General features: G+C 46.9%; 21 protein-coding genes, 2 riboswitches and 1 other annotated feature. Of the genes, 7 read left to right on the top strand and 14 right to left on the bottom strand.

Going from position 1 to position 19,874, the window contains the following annotated elements:
- Position 1: 1 nt before the first annotated feature.
- The gene (locus tag G9F48_RS02255) at positions 2–835 is read right to left on the bottom strand and encodes an STAS domain-containing protein (protein ID WP_156735129.1); all 834 of its coding nucleotides are present in this window, start codon (positions 833–835) and stop codon (positions 2–4) included.
- 219 nt (positions 836–1,054) lie between these two features.
- Here G9F48_RS02255 and G9F48_RS02250 point away from each other — a divergent pair, with 219 nt between their 5' ends.
- Entirely contained in the window at positions 1,055–2,014 is a 960-nt protein-coding gene (locus G9F48_RS02250; protein WP_165408963.1) for a S8 family peptidase, read from the top strand.
- A gap of 139 nt (positions 2,015–2,153) precedes the next feature.
- Positions 2,154–2,308: riboswitch (SAM riboswitch) on the top strand.
- An 83-nt stretch (positions 2,309–2,391) separates the two neighbouring features.
- Positions 2,392–4,680 carry a 5-methyltetrahydropteroyltriglutamate--homocysteine S-methyltransferase gene (gene metE, locus G9F48_RS02245; protein ID WP_165408962.1) on the top strand — a complete coding sequence of 763 codons (2,289 nt, stop codon included), beginning with the start codon at positions 2,392–2,394 and terminating at the stop codon, positions 4,678–4,680.
- Between the two features lie 48 nt (positions 4,681–4,728).
- Here the strand turns inward: metE and yeiL are convergent, their stop codons facing one another.
- Positions 4,729–5,400 carry a transcriptional regulator YeiL gene (gene yeiL / locus G9F48_RS02240; RefSeq protein WP_165408961.1) on the bottom strand — a complete coding sequence of 224 codons (672 nt, stop codon included), beginning with the start codon at positions 5,398–5,400 and terminating at the stop codon, positions 4,729–4,731.
- Between the two features lie 81 nt (positions 5,401–5,481).
- On the opposite strand from yeiL, the gene G9F48_RS02235 reads away from it, so the two are divergent.
- Entirely contained in the window at positions 5,482–6,666 is a 1,185-nt protein-coding gene (locus tag G9F48_RS02235) for an MFS transporter (RefSeq protein WP_165408960.1), read from the top strand.
- Between the two features lie 297 nt (positions 6,667–6,963).
- Positions 6,964–8,061 carry a BclA C-terminal domain-containing protein gene (locus G9F48_RS02230; RefSeq protein ID WP_165408959.1) on the top strand — a complete coding sequence of 366 codons (1,098 nt, stop codon included), beginning with the start codon at positions 6,964–6,966 and terminating at the stop codon, positions 8,059–8,061.
- A gap of 20 nt (positions 8,062–8,081) precedes the next feature.
- Here the strand turns inward: G9F48_RS02230 and G9F48_RS02225 are convergent, their stop codons facing one another.
- The 4 genes from G9F48_RS02225 to G9F48_RS02210 form a co-directional block, all read right to left on the bottom strand.
- Entirely contained in the window at positions 8,082–9,209 is a 1,128-nt protein-coding gene (locus tag G9F48_RS02225; RefSeq protein ID WP_024085212.1) for a glycosyltransferase, read from the bottom strand.
- Between the two features lie 4 nt (positions 9,210–9,213).
- Positions 9,214–9,678, bottom strand: coding sequence for a hypothetical protein (locus G9F48_RS02220; protein ID WP_015388336.1), 465 nt, complete (start codon positions 9,676–9,678; stop codon positions 9,214–9,216).
- 21 nt (positions 9,679–9,699) lie between these two features.
- On the bottom strand, positions 9,700–10,284 hold the full coding sequence (locus tag G9F48_RS19670) for a hypothetical protein (protein ID WP_003154757.1): 585 nt from the start codon (positions 10,282–10,284) through the stop codon (positions 9,700–9,702).
- Between the two features lie 140 nt (positions 10,285–10,424).
- Positions 10,425–10,835: an organic hydroperoxide resistance protein gene (locus G9F48_RS02210; RefSeq protein WP_003154758.1), complete on the bottom strand. Its 411-nt coding sequence runs from the start codon at positions 10,833–10,835 to the stop codon at positions 10,425–10,427.
- Between the two features lie 137 nt (positions 10,836–10,972).
- Between G9F48_RS02210 and G9F48_RS02205 the strand changes: the two genes are divergently transcribed.
- Entirely contained in the window at positions 10,973–11,419 is a 447-nt protein-coding gene (locus tag G9F48_RS02205) for a MarR family winged helix-turn-helix transcriptional regulator (RefSeq protein WP_146283596.1), read from the top strand.
- Between the two features lie 27 nt (positions 11,420–11,446).
- Here G9F48_RS02205 and G9F48_RS02200 read toward each other — a convergent pair whose 3' ends face one another.
- From G9F48_RS02200 to G9F48_RS02165, 8 genes are all read right to left on the bottom strand, one after another.
- Positions 11,447–11,872 carry an organic hydroperoxide resistance protein gene (locus G9F48_RS02200; RefSeq protein ID WP_156735137.1) on the bottom strand — a complete coding sequence of 142 codons (426 nt, stop codon included), beginning with the start codon at positions 11,870–11,872 and terminating at the stop codon, positions 11,447–11,449.
- 113 nt (positions 11,873–11,985) lie between these two features.
- Positions 11,986–13,233 (bottom strand): glutamate-5-semialdehyde dehydrogenase, encoded by a 1,248-nt coding sequence (gene proA, locus G9F48_RS02195; protein ID WP_165408958.1) that lies wholly within the window; start codon positions 13,231–13,233, stop codon positions 11,986–11,988.
- Positions 13,230–14,342 (bottom strand): glutamate 5-kinase, encoded by a 1,113-nt coding sequence (gene proB, locus G9F48_RS02190; protein WP_165408957.1) that lies wholly within the window; start codon positions 14,340–14,342, stop codon positions 13,230–13,232. Before proB ends, proA begins: the two co-directional genes overlap by 4 nt.
- Positions 14,343–14,411: 69 nt before the next feature.
- Positions 14,412–14,624, bottom strand: a binding site (T-box leader).
- A gap of 86 nt (positions 14,625–14,710) precedes the next feature.
- Positions 14,711–15,613: a formyltetrahydrofolate deformylase gene (gene purU, locus G9F48_RS02185; RefSeq protein ID WP_017417625.1), complete on the bottom strand. Its 903-nt coding sequence runs from the start codon at positions 15,611–15,613 to the stop codon at positions 14,711–14,713.
- A gap of 73 nt (positions 15,614–15,686) precedes the next feature.
- Complete coding sequence (locus G9F48_RS02180; RefSeq protein ID WP_003154765.1) at positions 15,687–16,001, bottom strand: DMT family transporter; 315 nt, start codon at positions 15,999–16,001, stop codon at positions 15,687–15,689.
- Positions 16,001–16,339 (bottom strand): DMT family transporter, encoded by a 339-nt coding sequence (locus G9F48_RS02175; protein WP_071391946.1) that lies wholly within the window; start codon positions 16,337–16,339, stop codon positions 16,001–16,003. The genes G9F48_RS02180 and G9F48_RS02175 overlap by 1 nt, the downstream gene beginning before the upstream one ends.
- Before the next feature lie 66 nt (positions 16,340–16,405).
- Positions 16,406–16,514, bottom strand: a riboswitch (guanidine-I (ykkC/yxkD leader).
- 12 nt (positions 16,515–16,526) lie between these two features.
- Positions 16,527–17,072, bottom strand: a complete 546-nt coding sequence (locus tag G9F48_RS02170) for a GNAT family N-acetyltransferase (RefSeq protein ID WP_165408956.1) — start codon at positions 17,070–17,072, stop codon at positions 16,527–16,529.
- Positions 17,073–17,171: 99 nt separating this feature from the next.
- The gene (locus tag G9F48_RS02165; protein ID WP_017417623.1) at positions 17,172–17,690 is read right to left on the bottom strand and encodes an acyl-CoA thioesterase; all 519 of its coding nucleotides are present in this window, start codon (positions 17,688–17,690) and stop codon (positions 17,172–17,174) included.
- 188 nt (positions 17,691–17,878) lie between these two features.
- Here G9F48_RS02165 and G9F48_RS02160 point away from each other — a divergent pair, with 188 nt between their 5' ends.
- Positions 17,879–18,739 (top strand): dimethylarginine dimethylaminohydrolase family protein, encoded by an 861-nt coding sequence (locus tag G9F48_RS02160; protein WP_156735140.1) that lies wholly within the window; start codon positions 17,879–17,881, stop codon positions 18,737–18,739.
- A 70-nt stretch (positions 18,740–18,809) separates the two neighbouring features.
- Positions 18,810–19,859, top strand: coding sequence for a lactonase family protein (locus tag G9F48_RS02155; RefSeq protein WP_024085204.1), 1,050 nt, complete (start codon positions 18,810–18,812; stop codon positions 19,857–19,859).
- Positions 19,860–19,874: the final 15 nt, after the last annotated feature.

Genomic DNA, 19,874 nt, shown 5'->3' with positions numbered 1-19,874 from the left:
GTTATTGATGATAATTGAGAGCCTGAGCGAGATTGGACTTGACCGTAATCTCTGAGAAATTAATGCCGAGCTGTACGGCGGTTTGAGCGATTTCCGGCCTGATTCCGGATAAAGTGGACGTGACGCCGATCAATTTCAGCGCCTCAATTAATTTAAAAATCTGATGCGCCACCATCGTATCGACAACCACTACACCCGACAGGTCAATTAACAGATGTTCAATCAGCCGTTTTGCACATGTGCTCAGCGTATTTTCAAGAATGAATTTGGCGCGCTCCGTGTCAATATCGCCGACAAGCGGCAGCAGCGCCGTCCGTTTGCTCAGCGTGATAACCGGCGAGCTTAACTCCAAAATCATTTCTCTTTGCGCATTCAGCTGCATTTTTGAGTTATGCTCAGCATGATCGACAAACGTGTAAATCGTAAAATCAAATACTTGCGTAATTAAATTCTCCCATTTCTTCCTTTCTCCCTGAGCAAACGAAGATTCATGTTTATCGGCAAACGCATCATAATAACTGATGTATAGTCTCCGGTTTCTCATGAATTCACGGACCACATACTGGACGGGAGTATCCAGATGCTTCTGGTCTTTCGCAAGCTCAATCACCCACCGCTCGAACTCTTCTAAAAATTCTTTTTCCGGCATGATATACATTTTATTAATATGCCGGTAAAATTCTTTATCCTGCTCCGTCAGTTCTTCTGTGATGACGGGATTTGTCAAAGAATAAATCGAATTCGGATCCGAATCTTCCATCGTTTCGATCCACTCTTTCGCAATTTGATCCACTTGTTCTGAAAAATAGCTGTATAATGCTTCACTTATCTTCATATCTCTTCTCCTTTCCCATTTCCAATTATAGCGTCAGCGGGTCATGAATGAAAATGAAAGCTGTTAAACTATCCATTTATTTGAAATTTTTTAGTACGATAGATTACGCCTTTTTTATGAAAATGCTTCAAATGACTCTTTCCGGCCGGCATGCTCTGCCATAAAATAGTAGCAACACCCTTGTATCCACTCGCAAGCATAAAAAAGGAGGGCTTTTTTATGAATGGTGAAATGCATTTGATTCCTTATGTCACGGATGAACAGATCATGGATGTGAACGAGCTTCCTGAGGGGATTAAAGTGATTAAGGCGCCAGAGTTGTGGGCAAAAGGGTTTAAAGGCAAGGATATTAAAATCGCGGTGCTTGACACAGGCTGCGACATCAATCATCCTGATTTGAAAGACCGGATTGTCGGCGGGAAAAACTTCACCGATGATGACGGAGGCAAAGAAGACGCGATTTCCGATTACAACGGCCACGGGACACATGTTTCCGGAACGATTGCCGCCAATGATTCAAACGGCGGAATTTCGGGTGTCGCGCCGGAAGCAAGCCTTTTAATCGTTAAAGTTCTCGGCGGTCAAAACGGCAGCGGCAAATACGAATGGATCATTAACGGCATCAACTACGCCGTTGAACAAAAGGCGGACATTATTTCCATGTCACTCGGCGGGCCGAACGATGTGCCTGAATTGAAAGAAGCCGTCACAAATGCGGTAAACAGCGGTGTTCTGGTCGTTTGCGCGGCAGGAAACGAAGGCGACGGAGACGAGCGTACAGAGGAACTGTCGTATCCGGCCGCTTACAACGAAGTAATCGCAGTCGGATCAGTCTCAATCGCCCGTAAATCGTCTGAATTTTCAAACGCTAATAAAGAGATTGACCTGGTGGCTCCGGGAGAAAATATTCTCTCCACCCTTCCCAACCATAAATACGGGAAGCTGACGGGCACTTCAATGGCTGCCCCGCATGTGAGCGGAGCGCTTGCCTTAATAAAAGGGCTTGAACAGGACGCGTTTCAGCGGACGCTTTCTGAGGCTGAAGTCTACGCCCAGCTCGTGCGGCGGACCCTTCCTTTGGACATCGCCAAAACATTGGCCGGGAACGGATTTCTGTATTTAGACGCGCCTGAAGTGCTGATGGAAAGAGCCGAACAGGCACAGCTGCTGTCTTTCTGATATTTTTCTCGTATAATGATTGATCAGTTTGTCACATCACCAATTTTTAAATTGTGAGATTTTCTATTGACAGTGATCTGAATAAGCTGATAAGATAACCAACAAATGATGTAACTTTTCAAAAAAATTGAAATACTTTCTCTTATCGAGAGTTGGGCGAGGGATTGGCCTTTTGACCCCAACAGCAACCGACCGTAATTCCATTGTGAAATGGGGCGCGTGATTTTTGCGCCGAGACAATTGTCTCGTAAGGCACGGTGCTAATTCCATCAGACGTGATCTGAGAGATAAGAGAGGCTTGCATTTTGAAGTTAAAGCCTCTTTCTCTCATGAGAAAGAGGCTTTTTTGTTACATCTCACTTAAAGGAGGAGACTTAATGACAACAATCAAAACTTCGAACCTCGGTTTTCCGAGAATCGGCTTGAACAGAGAATGGAAAAAAGCGCTTGAGGCTTATTGGAAAGGAAACACTGATAAAGAAACATTTCTTAAAGAGCTTGACGGCTTATTCTTATCAGCTGTCAAAACCCAGCTTGACCAACATATCGATATCGTGCCGGTCTCTGATTTCACCCATTATGACCATGTGCTTGATACCGCCGTCAGCTTTAACTGGATTCCGGAGAGATTCCGCAGCATCACGGATCCCGTTGATACATACTTTGCGATTGCCCGCGGTGTAAAAGACGCCGTTTCCAGTGAAATGACGAAATGGTTCAATACCAACTACCATTACATCGTTCCTGAATATGACGAAAGCATTGAATTCCGTCTGACGAGAAACAAACAGCTTGACGACTACCGCCGGATCAAAGAAGAATTCGGAGCGGAAACGAAACCTGTCATCGTCGGTCCGTATACATTCGTCACGCTTGCGAAAGGATACGAAGAATCAGAAGCGAAAGCGATTCAAAAACGCCTTGTTCCTCTTTATGTGCAGCTGCTGAAAGAGCTTGAAGCAGAAGGCGTCAAATGGGTTCAGATTGATGAGCCGGCCCTTGTGACAGCTTCTTCTGAAGACGTCCGCGCCGCCAAAGACCTCTATGAAGTGATCACAAAAGAGCTTTCAGGACTGAATGTCCTCCTGCAGACATACTTCGATTCGGTTGATGCATATGAAGAACTTGTTTCTTATCCTGTACAGGGAATCGGACTTGATTTCGTGCATGATAAAGGCAGAAACCTTGAGCAATTGAAAAAGCACGGCTTCCCGAAAGATAAAGTGCTGGCAGCCGGTGTGGTCGACGGCCGGAACATTTGGAAAATCGATGTTGAAGAACGCCTTGATGCAGCTTTGGATATCCTCAGCCACGCTGATGTTGAGGAGTTATGGATTCAGCCTTCAAGCAGTCTTCTGCACGTGCCGGTGGCGAAACACCCTGACGAGCATCTTGAAAAGGATTTGCTGAACGGCCTGTCATACGCTAAAGAAAAACTGGCGGAACTCGGCGTCTTAAAAGAAGGGCTTCTGTCCGGAAAAGCGGCCGTCAGTGAGCAGATCGAAGAATCAAAAGCGGCACTTAAAGCTTTAAAAGCATTCGCAACAGGAGCGAACTCAGCTCAAAAAGAAGAGCTGAATCAGCTGACGGAAAAAGATTTCTCCCGTCCGGCAAGCTTTGAAGAACGATTGGCGCTGCAAAATGAATCACTCGGTCTTCCTCTTCTGCCGACGACGACAATCGGAAGCTTCCCTCAATCTGCCGAGGTGCGGAGCGCACGGCAAAAATGGCGCAAAAAAGATTGGACGGATGAACAGTACCAAGCCTTTATTAATGCGGAAACGAAGCGCTGGGTTGACATTCAGGAAGAAATCGGCTTAGACGTGCTCGTTCACGGAGAATTTGAGCGGACGGACATGGTCGAATACTTTGGTGAAAAACTGGCCGGATTCGCCTTTACGAAATATGCATGGGTGCAGTCTTACGGTTCACGCTGCGTACGTCCGCCTGTCATTTTCGGAGATGTCGAATTTATCGAACCGATGACGGTAAAAGATACGGTCTACGCCCAATCGCTGACGGAAAAACACATGAAAGGCATGCTGACGGGACCTGTCACCATCTTAAACTGGTCATTCCCGCGTGTGGATATTTCAAGAAAAGAAATCGCCTTCCAGATCGGGCTTGCCCTCAGAAAAGAAGTAAAAGCGCTTGAAGATGCCGGTATTCAGATTATCCAAGTGGATGAACCCGCGCTCCGCGAAGGACTGCCGTTAAAAACGCAGGATTGGGATGAATATTTAACTTGGGCCGCAGAAGCATTCCGATTAACGACGTCTTCTGTGCAAAATGAGACGCAGATTCATACGCATATGTGTTACAGCAACTTTGAAGATATCGTAGATACGATCAATGATCTTGATGCGGATGTCATTACAATCGAACACAGCAGAAGCCACGGAGGATTTTTAGAATACTTGAAAGAACATCCTTACGTGAAAGGCCTCGGACTCGGTGTATACGACATTCACAGCCCGCGTGTGCCGGCAACTGAAGAAATCTATCAAATTATTGATGACGCGCTTGAAGTGTGTCCGACTGACCGCTTCTGGGTAAACCCGGACTGCGGACTGAAAACAAGACAGCAGGAAGAAACCGTTGCGGCATTAAAAAATATGGTCGACGCCGCAAAACAGGCACGAAAAAAACAAGCTCAGCTTGTATAATGAAAACAGCCATCCGCAAATCGCGGGTGGCTGTTTTTTTTGGGCGTGCTACTTATTCTTCAGCGCTTCTGCAAGTTCACTTAGTGAATCATACTGCTTAATTTGATAGCCCCGCCCTTCTTTTTGCAAATACCCTTTTTGGCAGAATTGCGTCAGCACATGCAAGAGATGACGGTAAGATACACCCAAATAATCACAGACCGTTACGTGCTTCTCTTTATAAACCCCTTTATAAGCCGTCTGCAAAATAAAATCAGCAAGCCGGTTTTCAAGCGGGAACGCCAGACTTTGTGAATATTTCGAAGCCATAAGCGTTGCCTTAGCACTTAAAAACTTAGCCAGCTCACGCAGGAATTTCGCATCCTGCAGCAATTGCGCGCGGCAGCGGTAAATAGGCAGAGCAAAACAAACAGTTTTCGCTGAGGCTTGAATTCCTTTTGTGTAATACACTTCATGTAATAGTTCCATCTCTCCGATGTAATCATTTTTGTTGATAAAATTAATTAAAGAAACTTTCCCGTTTTGATGGGTTACATATATTTTCGCTTTTCCTTCAATCACGTAAAACAGGAAGTCAGGCCTCCTGCCCTCTTGAATAATCCATTCGTCCCGCTCATATTCGCGCACTTCCATAAACTTTTCAGCGGGGAAAGAGAATAAATGCGCGATTGAGTGTTTTTCTAACTGATACCGCTTTTTCTCGCCTTTATAAATTTCCATCGTCCACCCCAAAAATATGAGATATCTCATATTGTCTTTATGTCTTTACATGATAACATGCCAATGAAAGGAGGAACGGGAATGAAAGCATATCGCTGGATGAGTCTGCATTTTTTTAGTTTTTTTATGACATGGGGTGTTTTTCTGCCCTATTGGACGGGATGGATGGTGCATATAAAAGGGGTTTCCGTATCCGAAGCCAGTTTCATTATGAGTCTGGGCCTGGCGGCAAGAGGGATTTCCACATTATTTTTCTTCCCTTATTTATCAGGAAAATTCAGCAGCAAAGCCTTATTAAACGGCGCCAGAATCGGGACGCTTCTCGCACTTTTATGTTATATTCCGGCTGATTCTTTTCAAAGCCTGCTTCTTGTCACATTAGTGCTGCATGTGTTTTACCCGGCTTTAATGCCTGCTTTAGACAGCGCTTGCGGCGTCCTTGTACAGCATAACGAATTAAAGGCTTATGGGACTAGCCGACAGTGGGGATCCGCGGGTTTTGTTTCAGCCGGCGTCATCCTGTCCGTCTTTACAGGTATATTCGGAGATCAAGCGATTTTATGGGCACTGCTTTTGGGCACCCTGATATTCGCATCCCTAAGCTTTATGCATGCGCCAGCTGTTCTTTCAAAACGGCCGGAAACAGACCGTGCAAGAAAAGAGGGCATGTTTGCCTTATTCCGCATTAAATATTTCGGTCTGGTGCTCGCAATCGTTATCTTACTGCAGGCGGCACATGCATCTTACTACAATTACGGTTATCTCTTTTTGCAGGAAATCGATGCGCCCGCATATGCCATCGGAATCATCATCAACATCGCCGTTATCGCGGAGATTATCTTCTTTGCAATCGCTGACCGATACTTTCATCAATTTACGGCAGGCTCTTTGCTCGCCCTGGCGGCGCTTGGTGCTACCGTACGCTGGTTACTCGTATTTGCCTTTCCGCATGTCATCATTTTCTGTATTGCGCAGACGTTGCATGCCTGTTCATTCGCGATGGGACACTATGCATTTATGAAATACTTAATTAAAAATATTTCACCCGCGCAAATCCCGAAAGCCCAAGGCATATATTCAGCGCTTGCTCTCAGCTGGAGCACTGCGGTATTTACTATTTTCGGAGGTTTTTTATATGAAATTGAACCCCGGTATGCCTTTATCGGAATGATTGTTTGTACGATACCGTCCATGCTTCTCGCCCTTTTATACAGAAAACTTGAAATGAAAAAGAGAGTTTTTGCAGGAAACGCACAAGATATATAGCCATCGCTTTATAGACGATCACATGCCCCGCTGTCATTTTGACCGATTTGCGAATGCTGTGCGATGTATTTTCTCTATATTTAAAGTATTTCCTTCATATATGATGAAATCAAAAACAGTGGTATAACCTGCTCAATTGCAGGTTTATTTTTGTATGCTTAATTGGTTTATTAAGGGAATCCATTCAGAAACTTGGACAGAATCAGTGAATATAATGATACAGTACTGCTTACGCTCATTTGGGGGAACTTTGTTCGTAATAAAATGATTTTCAGCCAACTCATAAGGAGGGACATTGTGTCACAGCCTAATTTGCCCAATATCACCCCTGTCGTTACACTTTCCAGAGACGATACCATTAACCTTCTTCTTTCGTCAATTGCCATGGAAGAGCTGGGAATGGCACATATTCTGAATGCGGAAGGGGAAAAAATCCAATACGCGCTCGGGACGATTCCCGGATTAACAGGACCCCCGTCAAGTCTTGCGGATATTCTTAATCTGAATGAGAGCGTCCGGGATACGCTTGACAGCTTAATGAAACAGGAGCTTCTTCTCGGTTCAAAATTGGACAGTATCTCAAATATCCCTACACTGGCGGGGCCGACGGGAGCAATCGGCCCGGCCGGAGCGACGGGGCCAACCGGACCGATCGGGCCGACAGGGGTCACCGGTGCGGGTCTTCAAGGGATTGTTGCTTTTAATCCGCTGACCGCCCCTACTTACACGACCGGACAGGTTGTCTTGTATAACGGCAGCTCTTATGTCGCAAACGTAAACAGCCCGTCGGGAGCCCCTGAAACCTCAGCTGACTATACACTTTTAGCTGCGGCGGGAAGCACCGGCGCTACTGGCTCCACAGGACCTACCGGAGTTACCGGGGTTACTGGCGGTACTGGATCAACTGGAATTACTGGCGTTACAGGACCGACCGGTGTTACAGGGGCTACCGGCATTACAGGGCCTCCGGGAAGCACCGGAACAAGTCTGACAGCCACTTCCGGCTATGCGAGCAATACGGGCGGCGGTGTTGTCGCGGTTATTAACGGCGGCACGGCCATTTCCTTACCGAATGAACAAAACCTCTCAGCGGATATTACCGCTAATGCCGCAAATACTGTATTCACCGTTGCTCCGGCAGGACGGTACTATATTTCCTACCATATTAATTTAACGGCCGGCCTGCTAGTAAGTTCGCGCATCTTAATCAACGGCACTCCGGCTGCAAGTTCGATTATTGTCCCGGTCGCGTCTTTGGCAAACTTCAATAACTCCTTTATTGTGACTTTGACAGCAGGCAGCACCATTCAGCTCCAGCTGTTCGGATTATTGGGTGCGGCCACATTGCTTGGAGGAAGTGCCGGCGCAGCTTTAAACATTATTCGATTATCTTAATGGAACATGCAAAAAAAGGATCAGGCGTTTGTCCGCTGATCCTTTTTTAATTGAGACAGAAGTTCTTGCGCGGGTTTAAATTGCGGATTGAATTTCACGGATTTTTTGGCGTAAGCGATGGCCGTCATATCATGGTTTAATGCAGCATGGCATTTCGCCATATAATAAAAAGCTCTGAAATCGGCGGCACCTTTTAAAATGAAGTGATCAGCGTTTTCTCCTTCAACCTGCGTTCCGGCTTCAAATGCTTTGATTGCCGCTCTGTACTTTTCCAAATGATATAATACAAGGCCTTTATAATAATGAAGATTGCTGTAATCAGGATAAAGCTTGAGCACTTTTTCAATCCCTTGTTCGGCTTCTTCATATCGCTTGAGCTCAAGCAATATTGTATATTTTAGAAAATACAGAAGAGACGGAGGCATTCGTTTCTCACTTAAAAATTGAAATATCGAGCCGTTGACAAGATGTAATGCTTTTTCATAGTCTTTTATTCTGTAACATTCACTTGCCAAATGATAGACTAGCCACGGATCAGGATTTTCCTCTGAAAGTTCTTCATTTAATATGCTGATATTCCGTTTATGTTTTTGCTTGATTTTTTCTTCCTGCTCCAAGTAGCCGTAGTGATGAATCACACATGGGAGCGTGAAAAAAGCATTGTTTTCTTCCTCATTGGGAGCCGAGATATTCTCGTGAATTCTGCCTTGATACAGAAGGCCTTTATGATTGCGGAACAGTCTCGGCTGCATGCTTTCAAACGCTTCGTTTTCATCGAGCTGCTTCCCCGTATAATTGATGATTTTCAAAAGTCCCCGGCTCGGTAATCCGTCATGAAGCAGCGAAGTTAAAAAACGGCCCGTCTCCTGATCGAGCTCTTCATCCGCGTCAAGCACTAAAATCCAATCCCCTTCGGCATGCTGCAGGGCGTAATTTCTGGCCTTTGCGAAATCATTCTCCCATTCGAAATCAAACACTCTTGCCTGAAAGCTTTTGCATATATCTTTTGTATTATCTTGTGATCCGGTGTCTGCGATGACGATCTCATCAGCGATGTCTTGTACACTTGATAAACAACGGGAGATGTATCTCTCCTCGTTTTTCACAATCATGCAAAGAGTCAGTTTACATTCAGCATTTCCGCTCATTTTCTCACCTTTCCCGATTTTGGAGTTGTTGATTGAACCAAGGCCGTCCAGGAGTGCCGTTCATCGTTATGATGACAGGCCGCACCCATCTGACGGCAGGTTCGGCAGTTGATTCTGCATCCCATTCCTGAAGCTGCCTGACAGCCCGCTTCGTAATGGGATGCGCCCGGAATTCGCGCGGGCTTTCACAAATGAATTTTTTCGTTCGTTCCGTCACTGTCTTCATTTCATGAAAGTGCCGCTCATACATCTGCTTCTGCTCTTCTTCCAAGCTGATCATTAAAAACAGCCGGCCGCCTGTTTCCATCTGCCAGCGGCACAATGCGGAGAACAGCCTGATTTCTTCTTTGTAATTTGAACCCCTTCTTTTATCCACGGTCACAGATAATATATTTAACAGCGCCATCGTGAGACAATGCAAGGCTTCAAAAGATGTCTGTTTCGCTTTTGAGATGCTTGGATACGGCATATGCTTCACCCGTCTCTTTTTTTATGAACGCTCCCCGCCTTTTTTCTTCCAATCGCAGTCCTCACAATCCCCGCACTCACAGCAGCCAATGCGGCCGTAAAACAGGTCGTCACACGGATCTTCCGGATCACTGGGATCGTCCGGATTCCACGGGTCATCAGGATCGCCCGGATCACTCGGATTACTTGGGTCGTCCGGATTCCACGGGTCATCAGGATCACCCGGATCACTCGGATTACTTGGGTCGTCCGGATTCCACGGGTCATCAGGATCGCCTGGATCACTCGGATTACTTGGATCGTCCGGGTCTATACAGGCTTCAGCATCCTGTAAGTAGATAATGTCTTCAAGCTTCGTCTGCAAAAGGAGTTGTGATTTCATGACGGTGCGCAGGAGCCGTTCAGTGCTTCTATTGATTGATGATAATTCCCCTAAGGAGGGATCGCCGGAAGCGCTGAGAAACATTTGAATCCTTTCCGCTTCCGCCTGCAGAATATGGGATAGTCCGATTTCTTCCATAGCCACGGATGAAAGAAGGAGGTTCAGGGTCTCACATCTGGAGAGTGTAATGTCGGGGGTGATGTTCGGTATGTTTGGAAGAGACATCGATTTCTCCCTCTTTTCTCTTGGTGTCATTATGCAAAAGTGCTATATCGTATTCTTATTCCGGGAGAGAAGAGATCATTACTGATGTTTTCGTTAATAAAATATCCCGGATATGAAATCCGGGATATTCGTTCGTTTCTTTATTTCAATTCAAGTTTGACGTCTACATTTCCTCTTGTTGCTTTTGAATACGGACAGAACTCGTGAGCGGCGTGCACCAGCTTCTCAGCCGTTTCTTTATCAAGATCTTTTGTATCAATGACGAGCGTTACACCGATTTTGTAACCTCCGTCACTCTCATCTTTTAAAAGGCTGACCTGTCCTTCAATTTCAGAGGTCATGTCGATTTTTTGTTTTTGGGCGGCGAGCTCAAGCGCTCCCCCGAAGCAGGCGGCATATCCTGCCGCAAAGAGCTGTTCAGGGTTTGTGCCGGTTTCTCCGTCTTTTTTTGCATTCGGCATGATGATGTCAAAATCCAGCACCCCGTCTTCGGATTTAATATGTCCTGCTCGTCCGCCGACTGCGGTCGCTTTTGAAGTAAATAATGCCATTATTATCAGCCTCCTCATTGTACTTACTGTATATATTGCCCCTGCTCATATTTTTAAACATGATTGCAATAGGAAATGGGCCGTTTTTCGGCTACAATAGGGGTAACGTTAACAAAAAAGAGTTGGTGAAAGAAGTAATGGCAGAAAAAGATTTTGAACATATGAAACTGGAGAATCAGCTTTGTTTTTTGCTGTACGCAAGCTCAAGGGAAATGACGAAACGGTACAAACCGCTGCTTGATAAGCTCAACGTAACTTATCCCCAGTATTTGGCGCTGCTTTTATTATGGGAGCACGAAGAACTGAATGTGAAACGGATGGGTGAGCTTTTGCACCTGGATTCCGGAACGCTGACACCGATGCTGAAACGGATGGAGCAGCACGGAATCATCATGAGAAAGCGGTCGGCTGAAGACGAGCGATCCGTGACGATCAGGCTCACAGATGAGGGACGGGCCTTGCAGAATACAGCGGCGGATATCCCCATTGCCATGCTGGAACAGACGGGACTGTCAAAAGAGGAATTAAAGCAGGTAAAGCAGTCGCTTTATGAGGTTTTGAAAACGCTGCACGGCGTAAAATAAGGATGCCCCGAATGGGCATCCTTATTTTTATTCTGCTGCCAGAAGCTTTACTTCTATATTTCCCGCCGTCGCTTTTGAATACGGGCAGACACCGTGCGCTTTTTGGATAAGGGCTTCGAGCTCCGGTTTCTCAATGCCGGATGCTTTAACCTCAAGCGTAACGCCGAGTTTATATCCTTGGTCTCTTTCATCTTTCAGCAGACTGACATGCGCAGTGACCTCTGTTTCAATACTCAGACGCTCTTTTCTTGCTACGAGTTGAAGAGCGCTGTCAAAGCAGGCTGAATATCCTGCGGCAAACAGCTGTTCAGGGTTTGTGGCATGTTCTAGCTTTTTTGCTCTTGGCGTTCCCGGCATGGCAACATCAAGATTCAGCACCCCGTCAGAAGACGTGACTTTCCCTTCACGTCCGCCTGCGGCTGAAACGGTTGCAGTAAATAATGGTTTTGTCATGTAAATTCGCCTCTATTATATTGTGCGCAATTTAATTTTACAAAATATAATAGAAACCGTCAATCTTTCCGCATAAAAAAAGCTTACCCTTTTTGAAGGATAAGCTTAAAAGATTATACCCGGATTTGTCCGTTTCCTTTGATGATGATTTTTGTAGATGTTAACGCCGGAAGTCCCATCGGCCCTCTCGCGTGAAGCTTTTGCGTGCTGATGCCGATCTCGGCTCCGTATCCGAATTCAAAACCGTCCGTAAACCGGGTTGAAGCATTATGATACACGGCGGCGGCGTCAACGGCGGTCTGGAAGTAAGCCGCATGCTCGGCGTTCTCCGTCAGAATGGCTTCTGAATGGTTTGTGCCGTACTGCTGAATGTGGCGGACAGCCTCCTGTACGTCCTGCACCGTTTTCACACTGAGAATCGGCGCCAGGTACTCCGCTCCCCAATCGGCTTCTTCTGCTTGTTTCGCTTGAGGCTCCAGTCCGCAAATCACCTGGTCTCCTCGGAGCTCCACCCCTTTTTCTGTCAGCTGATTCAGCAGCTTTCGCCCGTGTTCTTCGGCCCATTTTTCATGAATCAAAAGAGATTCAATCGCATTGCAGACCGAAGGACGCTGTGTTTTGGCATTGATGACGACCTCGCTTGCCATAAGGGGATCTGCTGACTCATCTATGTACACGTGGCAATTGCCCGCTCCAGTTTCTAAAACGGGTACGGTTGATTCCCTGACCACAAGATCAATTAAATTTTTACCGCCGCGCGGGATCAATACATCCAGCCCATCATTTAATGTAAAGAGCTGTTTGGCGGTTTCTTTGCTTGTATCTTCGATGAGCTGAACGGCATCAATCGGAACCTTTGACAGCCCAAGTGCGCGTTTCATCACACTGACAAGCGCTATGTTGCTGTGGATGGCGGAAGAACTTCCTCTGAGCACAACCGCGTTTCCGGTTTTCAGGCAGAGTGTGGCCGCGTCTACGGTAACATTCGGTCTGGCTTCATAGATCATGCCTACTACTCCGAGAGGCACGCGGATTTTTTCAATGAATAATCCATTCTCTTTTTGAATGGTCTCCAATGATTCACCGACGGGATCTTCAAGACCGATTAACAGTTCCACGGCGTCCGCGATATCGAGCAGGCGTTTTTCATCAAGCGTCAGCCTGTCAATAATGTCAGGTGTCAATCCTCTGTTCCGTCCCGCTTCAATATCTTTCTGATTCTCTGTTAAAATCAGCTGCCGTTCATTTCTGAGTCCGTCTGCAATACATTGGAGCGCTTCGTTTTTTTCAGCCGTCGTTTTCATGACCATTTCGGCAGCCGCTTCTTTTGCCAAAGCTGCTTTTTGCAATACTTCACTCATTTGTTTTCCCCCTCGTCAAATAAATTCACCCAATCATCTCTGTGAATCACTTCCACCTGCTTCGTTCCTGAAAGCTGGTCGCTCCGCTTCCCTTTGGCTTCTAAAATTTCATCGGATGAGTACTGCGTCTGCCCTTTGCCGATAATGCCGCCGGGCCCTCTGACTTCCACTACGGCTCCTTTCGGAAAACTGCCGCAGACATCGGCGACGCCGGCCGGGAGCAGACTTGACCCGTTATGGATCATCGCCTGCTCCGCTCCCCCATCAATGATGATTTCCCCTGATATCGGAGAATGAAACATGATCCATTGCCGTGTATTATTCACTGAGGACAGGTCTTTATCGCCGATATAAGTGCCGTCGCCTTTTCCGTCTAAAATCACCATCAGTTTTTCACGTCCGGAGCCGGTTCCGATAAACACCTTCACCCCGAGCGACAATGCGGTCTGGGCGGCGAGAAGTTTTGACTTCATGCCTCCGGTGCCGACCTTTGAGCCTGCTGACCCGGCATATCCGAGCAATTCAGGTGTGATGTCATTCAGATAGTCAAACCGCTTTGCGTCCGGGTTTTCAATCGGGTTGGCATCGTACAGCCCGTTAATGTCTGTGAGAATCATTAATTGGTCTGCATGAATCAAACCGCTTACAAGCGCCGACAGCATGTCGTTATCACCGAACGTCAGCTCTTCGACTGATGTGGAATCATTCTCATTAATAATCGGCACGACGCCGCGCTCCAACAGTTCCATTACAGTGGCATAGGCATTTCTGTACCGCTCTCTTTTTGAGAAATCATTTCTTGTTAATAAAATTTGTGCCGGCGTCAGACCGTATCTTTTTAAATGGTCCATATATTGCTGCATTAAAAGCGTCTGGCCGACTGCGGCAGCTGCCTGTTTTCCTTTTATCGTAACGGGTCGCGACGGATAGCCGAGAGCGGAAAAACCCGCTGCCACCGCGCCTGAGGTAATGAGGATCACTTCATGCCCGTTTTCTTTTAATAAAGAAATGGCTTCCGTATGTTCCTTGATTTTTGCTTCATCAATACTTCCGTTACTGTTGGTGAGCGAGCTGCTCCCGATTTTCACAACAATTCTTTGTTTTTTCATCGTTTCTCCTCCGTGGCAATCAATCCAAACCGGCTCTCGTCAATAAAAAAAGCCCATTCCGTCCTGAAAAATAAGGACGAAATGGGCTTTCCGTGGTACCACCTTGTTTGAACGCGTTTTTCACGCGTCCCGCTTTCCTGTAACGCCAGGTATCGCGCCTGAGTTTTCCCCTCAGGACTCCAAGGCAGGTTCGGCAGGTTTCATGCGGCAAAATGTTTCAGCGGGCCATTTTGCTCTCTGTCACAGAAAGTTCTGCGTACTGATCCTCTTCAACGCTCAATGATTTTTTTATATTATGCAAAGAAAACAGGTTCTTGTCAAGACATTTTCATCCATAAAAAACAGCCCGCCTCCCCGGCGGACCGTCATTAATTAAATACGATCGTTTTGTTTCCGTGAACGATGACGCGGTCTTCCAGATGCCATTTTACGGCTCTTGCCAACACGCTCCGCTCAATCGTTCTGCCGATATTCTTCAGATCCTCTGCGTGATCTCTGTGATCGACGCGTTCAATATCCTGTTCAATAATCGGCCCTTCGTCAAGATCGTCCGTCACATAGTGAGAGGTCGCGCCGATTAATTTCACTCCGCGCTCATAAGCCCGTTTATACGGATTAGCGCCGATAAAGGCCGGCAGGAATGAATGGTGGATGTTAATAATCCGATTCGGATGGGCAGATACAAAATCAGACGTCAAAATCTGCATGTAGCGGGCCAGAACGATCACATCAATCTTATACCGCTCCAGCAGCTCAAGCTGGCGCCGCTCCACTTCGGCGCGGATGTCTTTGTTAGCTTTCATGTAATGGAACGGAATATTCAGCGGCTCGACCACTTCTTTCGCCTCTTCGTGGTTGCTGATGACGACCGCAATTTCGGCCATCATATTGCCGCTTTGCCATTCCCAAATAAGTTCATGAAGGCAGTGCAGCTCTTTGGATACAAAGATCGCCACTCGCTTCAGCTCACTTGCAAGAGAGAGGCTCCATGTCATGCCGAATGTCTGGGCGATTGAGGCGAACGCCTGCTTTAAATCCTCTTTTTTCTCACGAATGCCCTTGCAGTCGAATTCGATCCTGAGAAAAAAACGTCCGCCTTCAGGGTCAGTCGTATATTGATTTGATTCAATAATATTCGCGCCGTGTTCAAACAAAAACGCGGACACAGCCGATACAATTCCCGGCTGATCGGGGCAGCTGACAAGCAGGCGCCCTTTTTCCTCATTCCCGCGGCGGTATTCTTTCAGCCGCTGTGTCATATATGAATTCATCTGTTTTAATCCCTCGTATCTTCATAATTCGTAACTTATTATAGATTATACTGAAAATTTGATAAAAATCAATTTACGAAAGAATTTTCAGCCCTACGGCTGCGCACAAAATAAGCGCAATGAAAAAGATGCGCTTCGCATCCTTCTGCTCGCCGTAGAAAAGAATGCCGGCTAAAGCGCCGCCCGCCGTGCCGATACCGGTCCAGATCGCATAGGCCGTGCCCATCGCGATCGTCTCCATCGCATAAGAAAGCAGGGAAAAAGAAGCCGCAAATCCGACGATAATGAAAAGAATCCACTTGACTTTCTTTTCTTTTTGAAATTGATTCATTAAAATGACCCCGAGCATTTCACAAAGACCCGCGGCTATCAGGCTGATCCAATGCATTACGCCTTCTCCTCCTTCGTCTCAGGCTTATCCTGTGTGACCAGCTTTAATCCGATGACGCCGATCAGCAAAACGCCGATCAGCACGATTTTCACCGGATCGGCCTGTTCTTTGAAAAGCAGGATTTCACTGAGCACGGTGCCCGCTGTTCCGAGTCCGGTAAAGACCGCATATACCGTTCCTACGGGCAGGCTGTCCGTCGCCTTGATTAATAGATAAAAACTGATGATGATTCCCGTAATCGTACCGCTCCACGTCAGTGCTGAATCAGCATGTTTCAGGCCGGTGACCCATACCACTTCAAATACGGCCGCTATAACCACTAAACCCCATTTCATGTTCTTCATCCTTTCTGTTTCCGGACAATACAAAAAGCCCGGAATAGTCGTCTCACATGAGATTGACTCTCCCGGGCTTTTTTCCCTCCGTGTGCATATGCGGGATATGTCCGCATATGTGTTTTCTCTCGGACCAGGCCATGTATGAACATGCGGAACCCTAGAAAACATGTCTGTTCGTATCATACTACATTTCGTCGAAACGTTCAACGTCAGATGTGATGTCAAATACCGTCAGCCGCCTCCCCCATTTGGTAACGGTCTCACCGGGCACCATGCCGATTTTTTCAGCGACGCGGACGGAGGCAGCGTTTTCCGGATCAATCAGCGCCGCTATGCGTCCGTATTGCTGCGTATGAAAACCGTAGTCCAGACAGGCGTTCGCCGCCTCTGTCGCATAGCCGCAGCCCCAGCGGCGGCGGGCAAACATATAGCCGATTTCCATCAAAGTGTTTCCGCTTATCGTCTGCGGAACGATTCCGCATTGACCGAGAAATGCGCCCGTCTCTTTATCCTCTGCGATCCAAAGACTGACGCCGTATCCTGCGGCCAATCGTTTGTTCCAGGCAATCCATTCCTTCGTTTCCCGTCTGCTTTTAAGAGAAGGATAATATTTCATGACCTCTCTGTCGGTAAACAGCCCGTACAAATTGTCTTCATCGTCATCCCGCATAGTCCGCAGACGGATACGCCCGGTTGTCAGGATGGTGCCGGAAGACTTATGTTTCATCATGCACGCCACGTCTCCTTTCCCTGTAATAGATTATGGATCCGGCAGGAAAAGTCCTTTTTCAGCATAAAAAAACCGCTTTTTAAAAAAGCGGTTTGACGATTACCAAGGCTTATCTGTTCCGAGCGCCTCGGCCAGGGCCTTGCTGTGTTTTAAGCGGTTTTTTCGTTCTCCGGCGCGCTGTACGGCCGTATTGTGAAGCATGATTTCTTCCTCGGTTTCCGGCACGATTCGCGGAACGCGCACCGATTTCCCATTTGAATCGAGCGCGACGAATGTCAGAAACGACGTTGCCGCAAGCTCGCGTTCACCCGTCATCAGGTGTTCTTTAATGACTTTGACAAACACCTCCATAGAGGATGTGCCGACCCATGTGACGTAGGATTCAAGACATACGGAATCCTGTTGGCCGATCGGGCGCAAAAAATCCACAGAATCCATTGAGGCCGTGACTGTTTCACACCGGCAGTGGCGGGCCGCGGAAATTGAAGCGATATCATCAATATAGCTCATCAGCTTTCCGCCAAACAGCGTATTGTGATTATTCGTATCAAGCGGAAAAACCCTGCTTGTCTTGACAACCCTTGTTTCTTTGCAAAATCTTGATTCTGGCAACTTCATATGATTTAAACTCCCCTTTGGTGTCTGGTCGTTTTGACATTTCATCTGTACCCTATTAAACAATACTTTGATCGTTTTGTCTAAAATTTTAAATATTAAGTTGGTTAGATATTCTATCAGGTATGTTTCATTATTCAGCACATCCGGGAATAATAAACGCACATTGAATACCGATAGGAGGATATCACATGGACGTATCCATTCCCAAATCCACGCGGAAACCGGCTTGCCGCAGTGAGTTTGATGCTTTACAGACAGTCATCTTATGCCGGCCGGAACACATGACCATCAAGGATATTATTAACGGAACGCAGAAACATTTCAAACAAGAAAATATTAACATACCCGTTGCCCTCAAACAGCATAGTGAGTTTATTGACATTTTAAGATCTCATCAGATTGAAGTCGTCCTGCTGCCTGCCGATCCCGCTTTGCCTGAGCAGGTATTCACCCGGGATATCGGATTTGTCTTAGGCGAGACGGCGTTTATTTCAAACATGGCGGCTTCAGTCCGGCAGGGAGAAGAAAAAGTGTTTCAAGACCTGCTTGACGATAAGAAAATCCCTTATACGCAACTGAAAAAAGCGAACATTGAAGGCGGCGACATCTTGATCGCAGACGGCACCGTTTACGCCGGGCTGAGCAAGCGCACAGATAAAGCGGCTGTCCGGGAGCTGCGGGAGGCGCTGCCGGAGATGAATGTTGTGCCGATCCCTCTCAAGGAGGATTTCTTACATTTGGACTGTGTATTTAATATGATCTCGGAAACGGAAGCGCTATACTGCAAAAATGGCTTGCGGCAGAAAGAAATTGATCTTCTCGCCGAACGTTTTGAGATGATAGAAGTGCCTGAAGAAGAGCAATTCACGCTCGGCCCGAATATCCTGTCAATCGGCAATCAGACAATTATCAGCCTGCCGCAGCACCGTCATACGAACCGCGAGCTCAGAAAAAGGGGTTATACAGTCATTGAAACCGAGTTTTCCGAAATTATTAAGTCAGGCGGTTCCTTCCGCTGCTGCACCTTGCCGCTTGTCAGAACATCTTAAACATTTACAAGGCAGTTTCCTTCAAGATACGTTAATATAGAGAAGACAAGACTCTAAAGGGGGAAACCGAATGGCTAAGTACATAGGATACGCGGGAACATATACAAAAGGCGGAAGCGAAGGCATTTATTGTTTTGAACTTGATACAGAAGCGAAAAGGCTCAGCCGGCCGAAGCTGGCAGCAAAGCTCGGCAACCCGACATACGTCACTCCGAATTCTGATAACAGCATGCTGTATTCCATTGAAAAAGCAGACGGAAAAGGCGGCGTCGCAGCCTATCAGATTCATCAGAACAGCGGGGAATTAACGTTTGTAAACCACCAGCTGATTGAAGGCCCGTCTCCATGCCACGTCAGCATTGATGATAAACATGAATATGTGTTAACCGCTAATTACCACAGCGGAAAAGTGCACGCCTTTCCCGTCAATGAGGACGGAAGTCTGCAGGAGCCGGCTGCCGAAGCCGCTCATACGGGAACAGGTCCTCATGAAAGACAAGAGAAACCGCATACCCATTTCGCTGGCTATACACCAGAGCATAACTACATTGCAGCCGTCGATTTAGGGACGGATACGCTGTATACGTACCAAATGAAAAACGGTTCGCTCACAGAGGTGAAAACTCATTCTTTCGCACCGGGTTCAGGGCCGCGCCACATCGTTTTCCATCCGGCGGAAAAATACGCCTATGTCATGACGGAAATCAGCAATGAAGTCATCGCGCTTGAATACAACCCGACCTTAGGTGAATTCAGAGAGCTGCAGGTCATTTCCGCTTTGCCTGAAGGCTTTACGGACAAATCGCAAGGCAGCGCGATCCGCATATCTAAAGACGGCAGATTTCTTTATGCCGCCAACCGCGGACATGACAGCATCGCCATCTTTAAGATCAACCAATATTCCGGTGAATTGTCTCTTATTGAATGGGTGCCGACAGAAGGCAACTGGCCGCGTGATTTCGCGTTTGACCCTTCCGAGACATTCCTTGTCGCGTCAAACGAAGAAACGGGAAATCTGGTTTTGTTTGAACGCGATCCGGAAACAGGCAAATTGACTCTGCTTCAATCTGACATTCCGGTTCCGTATCCGGTCTGCGTGTCATTTCTGCATCAGGTTTAACAAAAAGAAAGCTGA

Origin of the sequence: Bacillus sp. EKM420B, assembly GCF_011065565.1 — a bacterium.
Taxonomy (GTDB): Bacteria; Bacillota; Bacilli; order Bacillales; family Bacillaceae; genus Bacillus; species Bacillus velezensis.
Note: the sequence above shows the minus strand (reverse complement) of the source record. Positions and strands in the feature narration are given on the sequence as shown.

Bases quoted from the DNA above. Each gene is read 5' to 3' on its own strand.
- G9F48_RS02255 (WP_156735129.1), bottom strand. From the start codon at position 835: ATGAAGATAAGTGAAGCATTATACAGCTATTTTTCAGAACAAGTGGAT.
- G9F48_RS02250 (WP_165408963.1), top strand. From the start codon at position 1,055: ATGAATGGTGAAATGCATTTGATTCCTTATGTCACGGATGAACAGATC.
- metE (WP_165408962.1), top strand. From the start codon at position 2,392: ATGACAACAATCAAAACTTCGAACCTCGGTTTTCCGAGAATCGGCTTG.
- yeiL (WP_165408961.1), bottom strand. From the start codon at position 5,400: ATGGAAATTTATAAAGGCGAGAAAAAGCGGTATCAGTTAGAAAAACAC.
- G9F48_RS02235 (WP_165408960.1), top strand. From the start codon at position 5,482: ATGAAAGCATATCGCTGGATGAGTCTGCATTTTTTTAGTTTTTTTATG.
- G9F48_RS02225 (WP_024085212.1), bottom strand. From the start codon at position 9,209: ATGAGCGGAAATGCTGAATGTAAACTGACTCTTTGCATGATTGTGAAA.
- G9F48_RS02220 (WP_015388336.1), bottom strand. From the start codon at position 9,678: ATGCCGTATCCAAGCATCTCAAAAGCGAAACAGACATCTTTTGAAGCC.
- G9F48_RS19670 (WP_003154757.1), bottom strand. From the start codon at position 10,284: ATGTCTCTTCCAAACATACCGAACATCACCCCCGACATTACACTCTCC.
- G9F48_RS02210 (WP_003154758.1), bottom strand. From the start codon at position 10,835: ATGGCATTATTTACTTCAAAAGCGACCGCAGTCGGCGGACGAGCAGGA.
- G9F48_RS02205 (WP_146283596.1), top strand. From the start codon at position 10,973: ATGGCAGAAAAAGATTTTGAACATATGAAACTGGAGAATCAGCTTTGT.
- G9F48_RS02200 (WP_156735137.1), bottom strand. From the start codon at position 11,872: ATGACAAAACCATTATTTACTGCAACCGTTTCAGCCGCAGGCGGACGT.
- proA (WP_165408958.1), bottom strand. From the start codon at position 13,233: ATGAGTGAAGTATTGCAAAAAGCAGCTTTGGCAAAAGAAGCGGCTGCC.
- proB (WP_165408957.1), bottom strand. From the start codon at position 14,342: ATGAAAAAACAAAGAATTGTTGTGAAAATCGGGAGCAGCTCGCTCACC.
- purU (WP_017417625.1), bottom strand. From the start codon at position 15,613: ATGAATTCATATATGACACAGCGGCTGAAAGAATACCGCCGCGGGAAT.
- G9F48_RS02180 (WP_003154765.1), bottom strand. From the start codon at position 16,001: ATGCATTGGATCAGCCTGATAGCCGCGGGTCTTTGTGAAATGCTCGGG.
- G9F48_RS02175 (WP_071391946.1), bottom strand. From the start codon at position 16,339: ATGAAATGGGGTTTAGTGGTTATAGCGGCCGTATTTGAAGTGGTATGG.
- G9F48_RS02170 (WP_165408956.1), bottom strand. From the start codon at position 17,072: ATGATGAAACATAAGTCTTCCGGCACCATCCTGACAACCGGGCGTATC.
- G9F48_RS02165 (WP_017417623.1), bottom strand. From the start codon at position 17,690: ATGAAGTTGCCAGAATCAAGATTTTGCAAAGAAACAAGGGTTGTCAAG.
- G9F48_RS02160 (WP_156735140.1), top strand. From the start codon at position 17,879: ATGGACGTATCCATTCCCAAATCCACGCGGAAACCGGCTTGCCGCAGT.
- G9F48_RS02155 (WP_024085204.1), top strand. From the start codon at position 18,810: ATGGCTAAGTACATAGGATACGCGGGAACATATACAAAAGGCGGAAGC.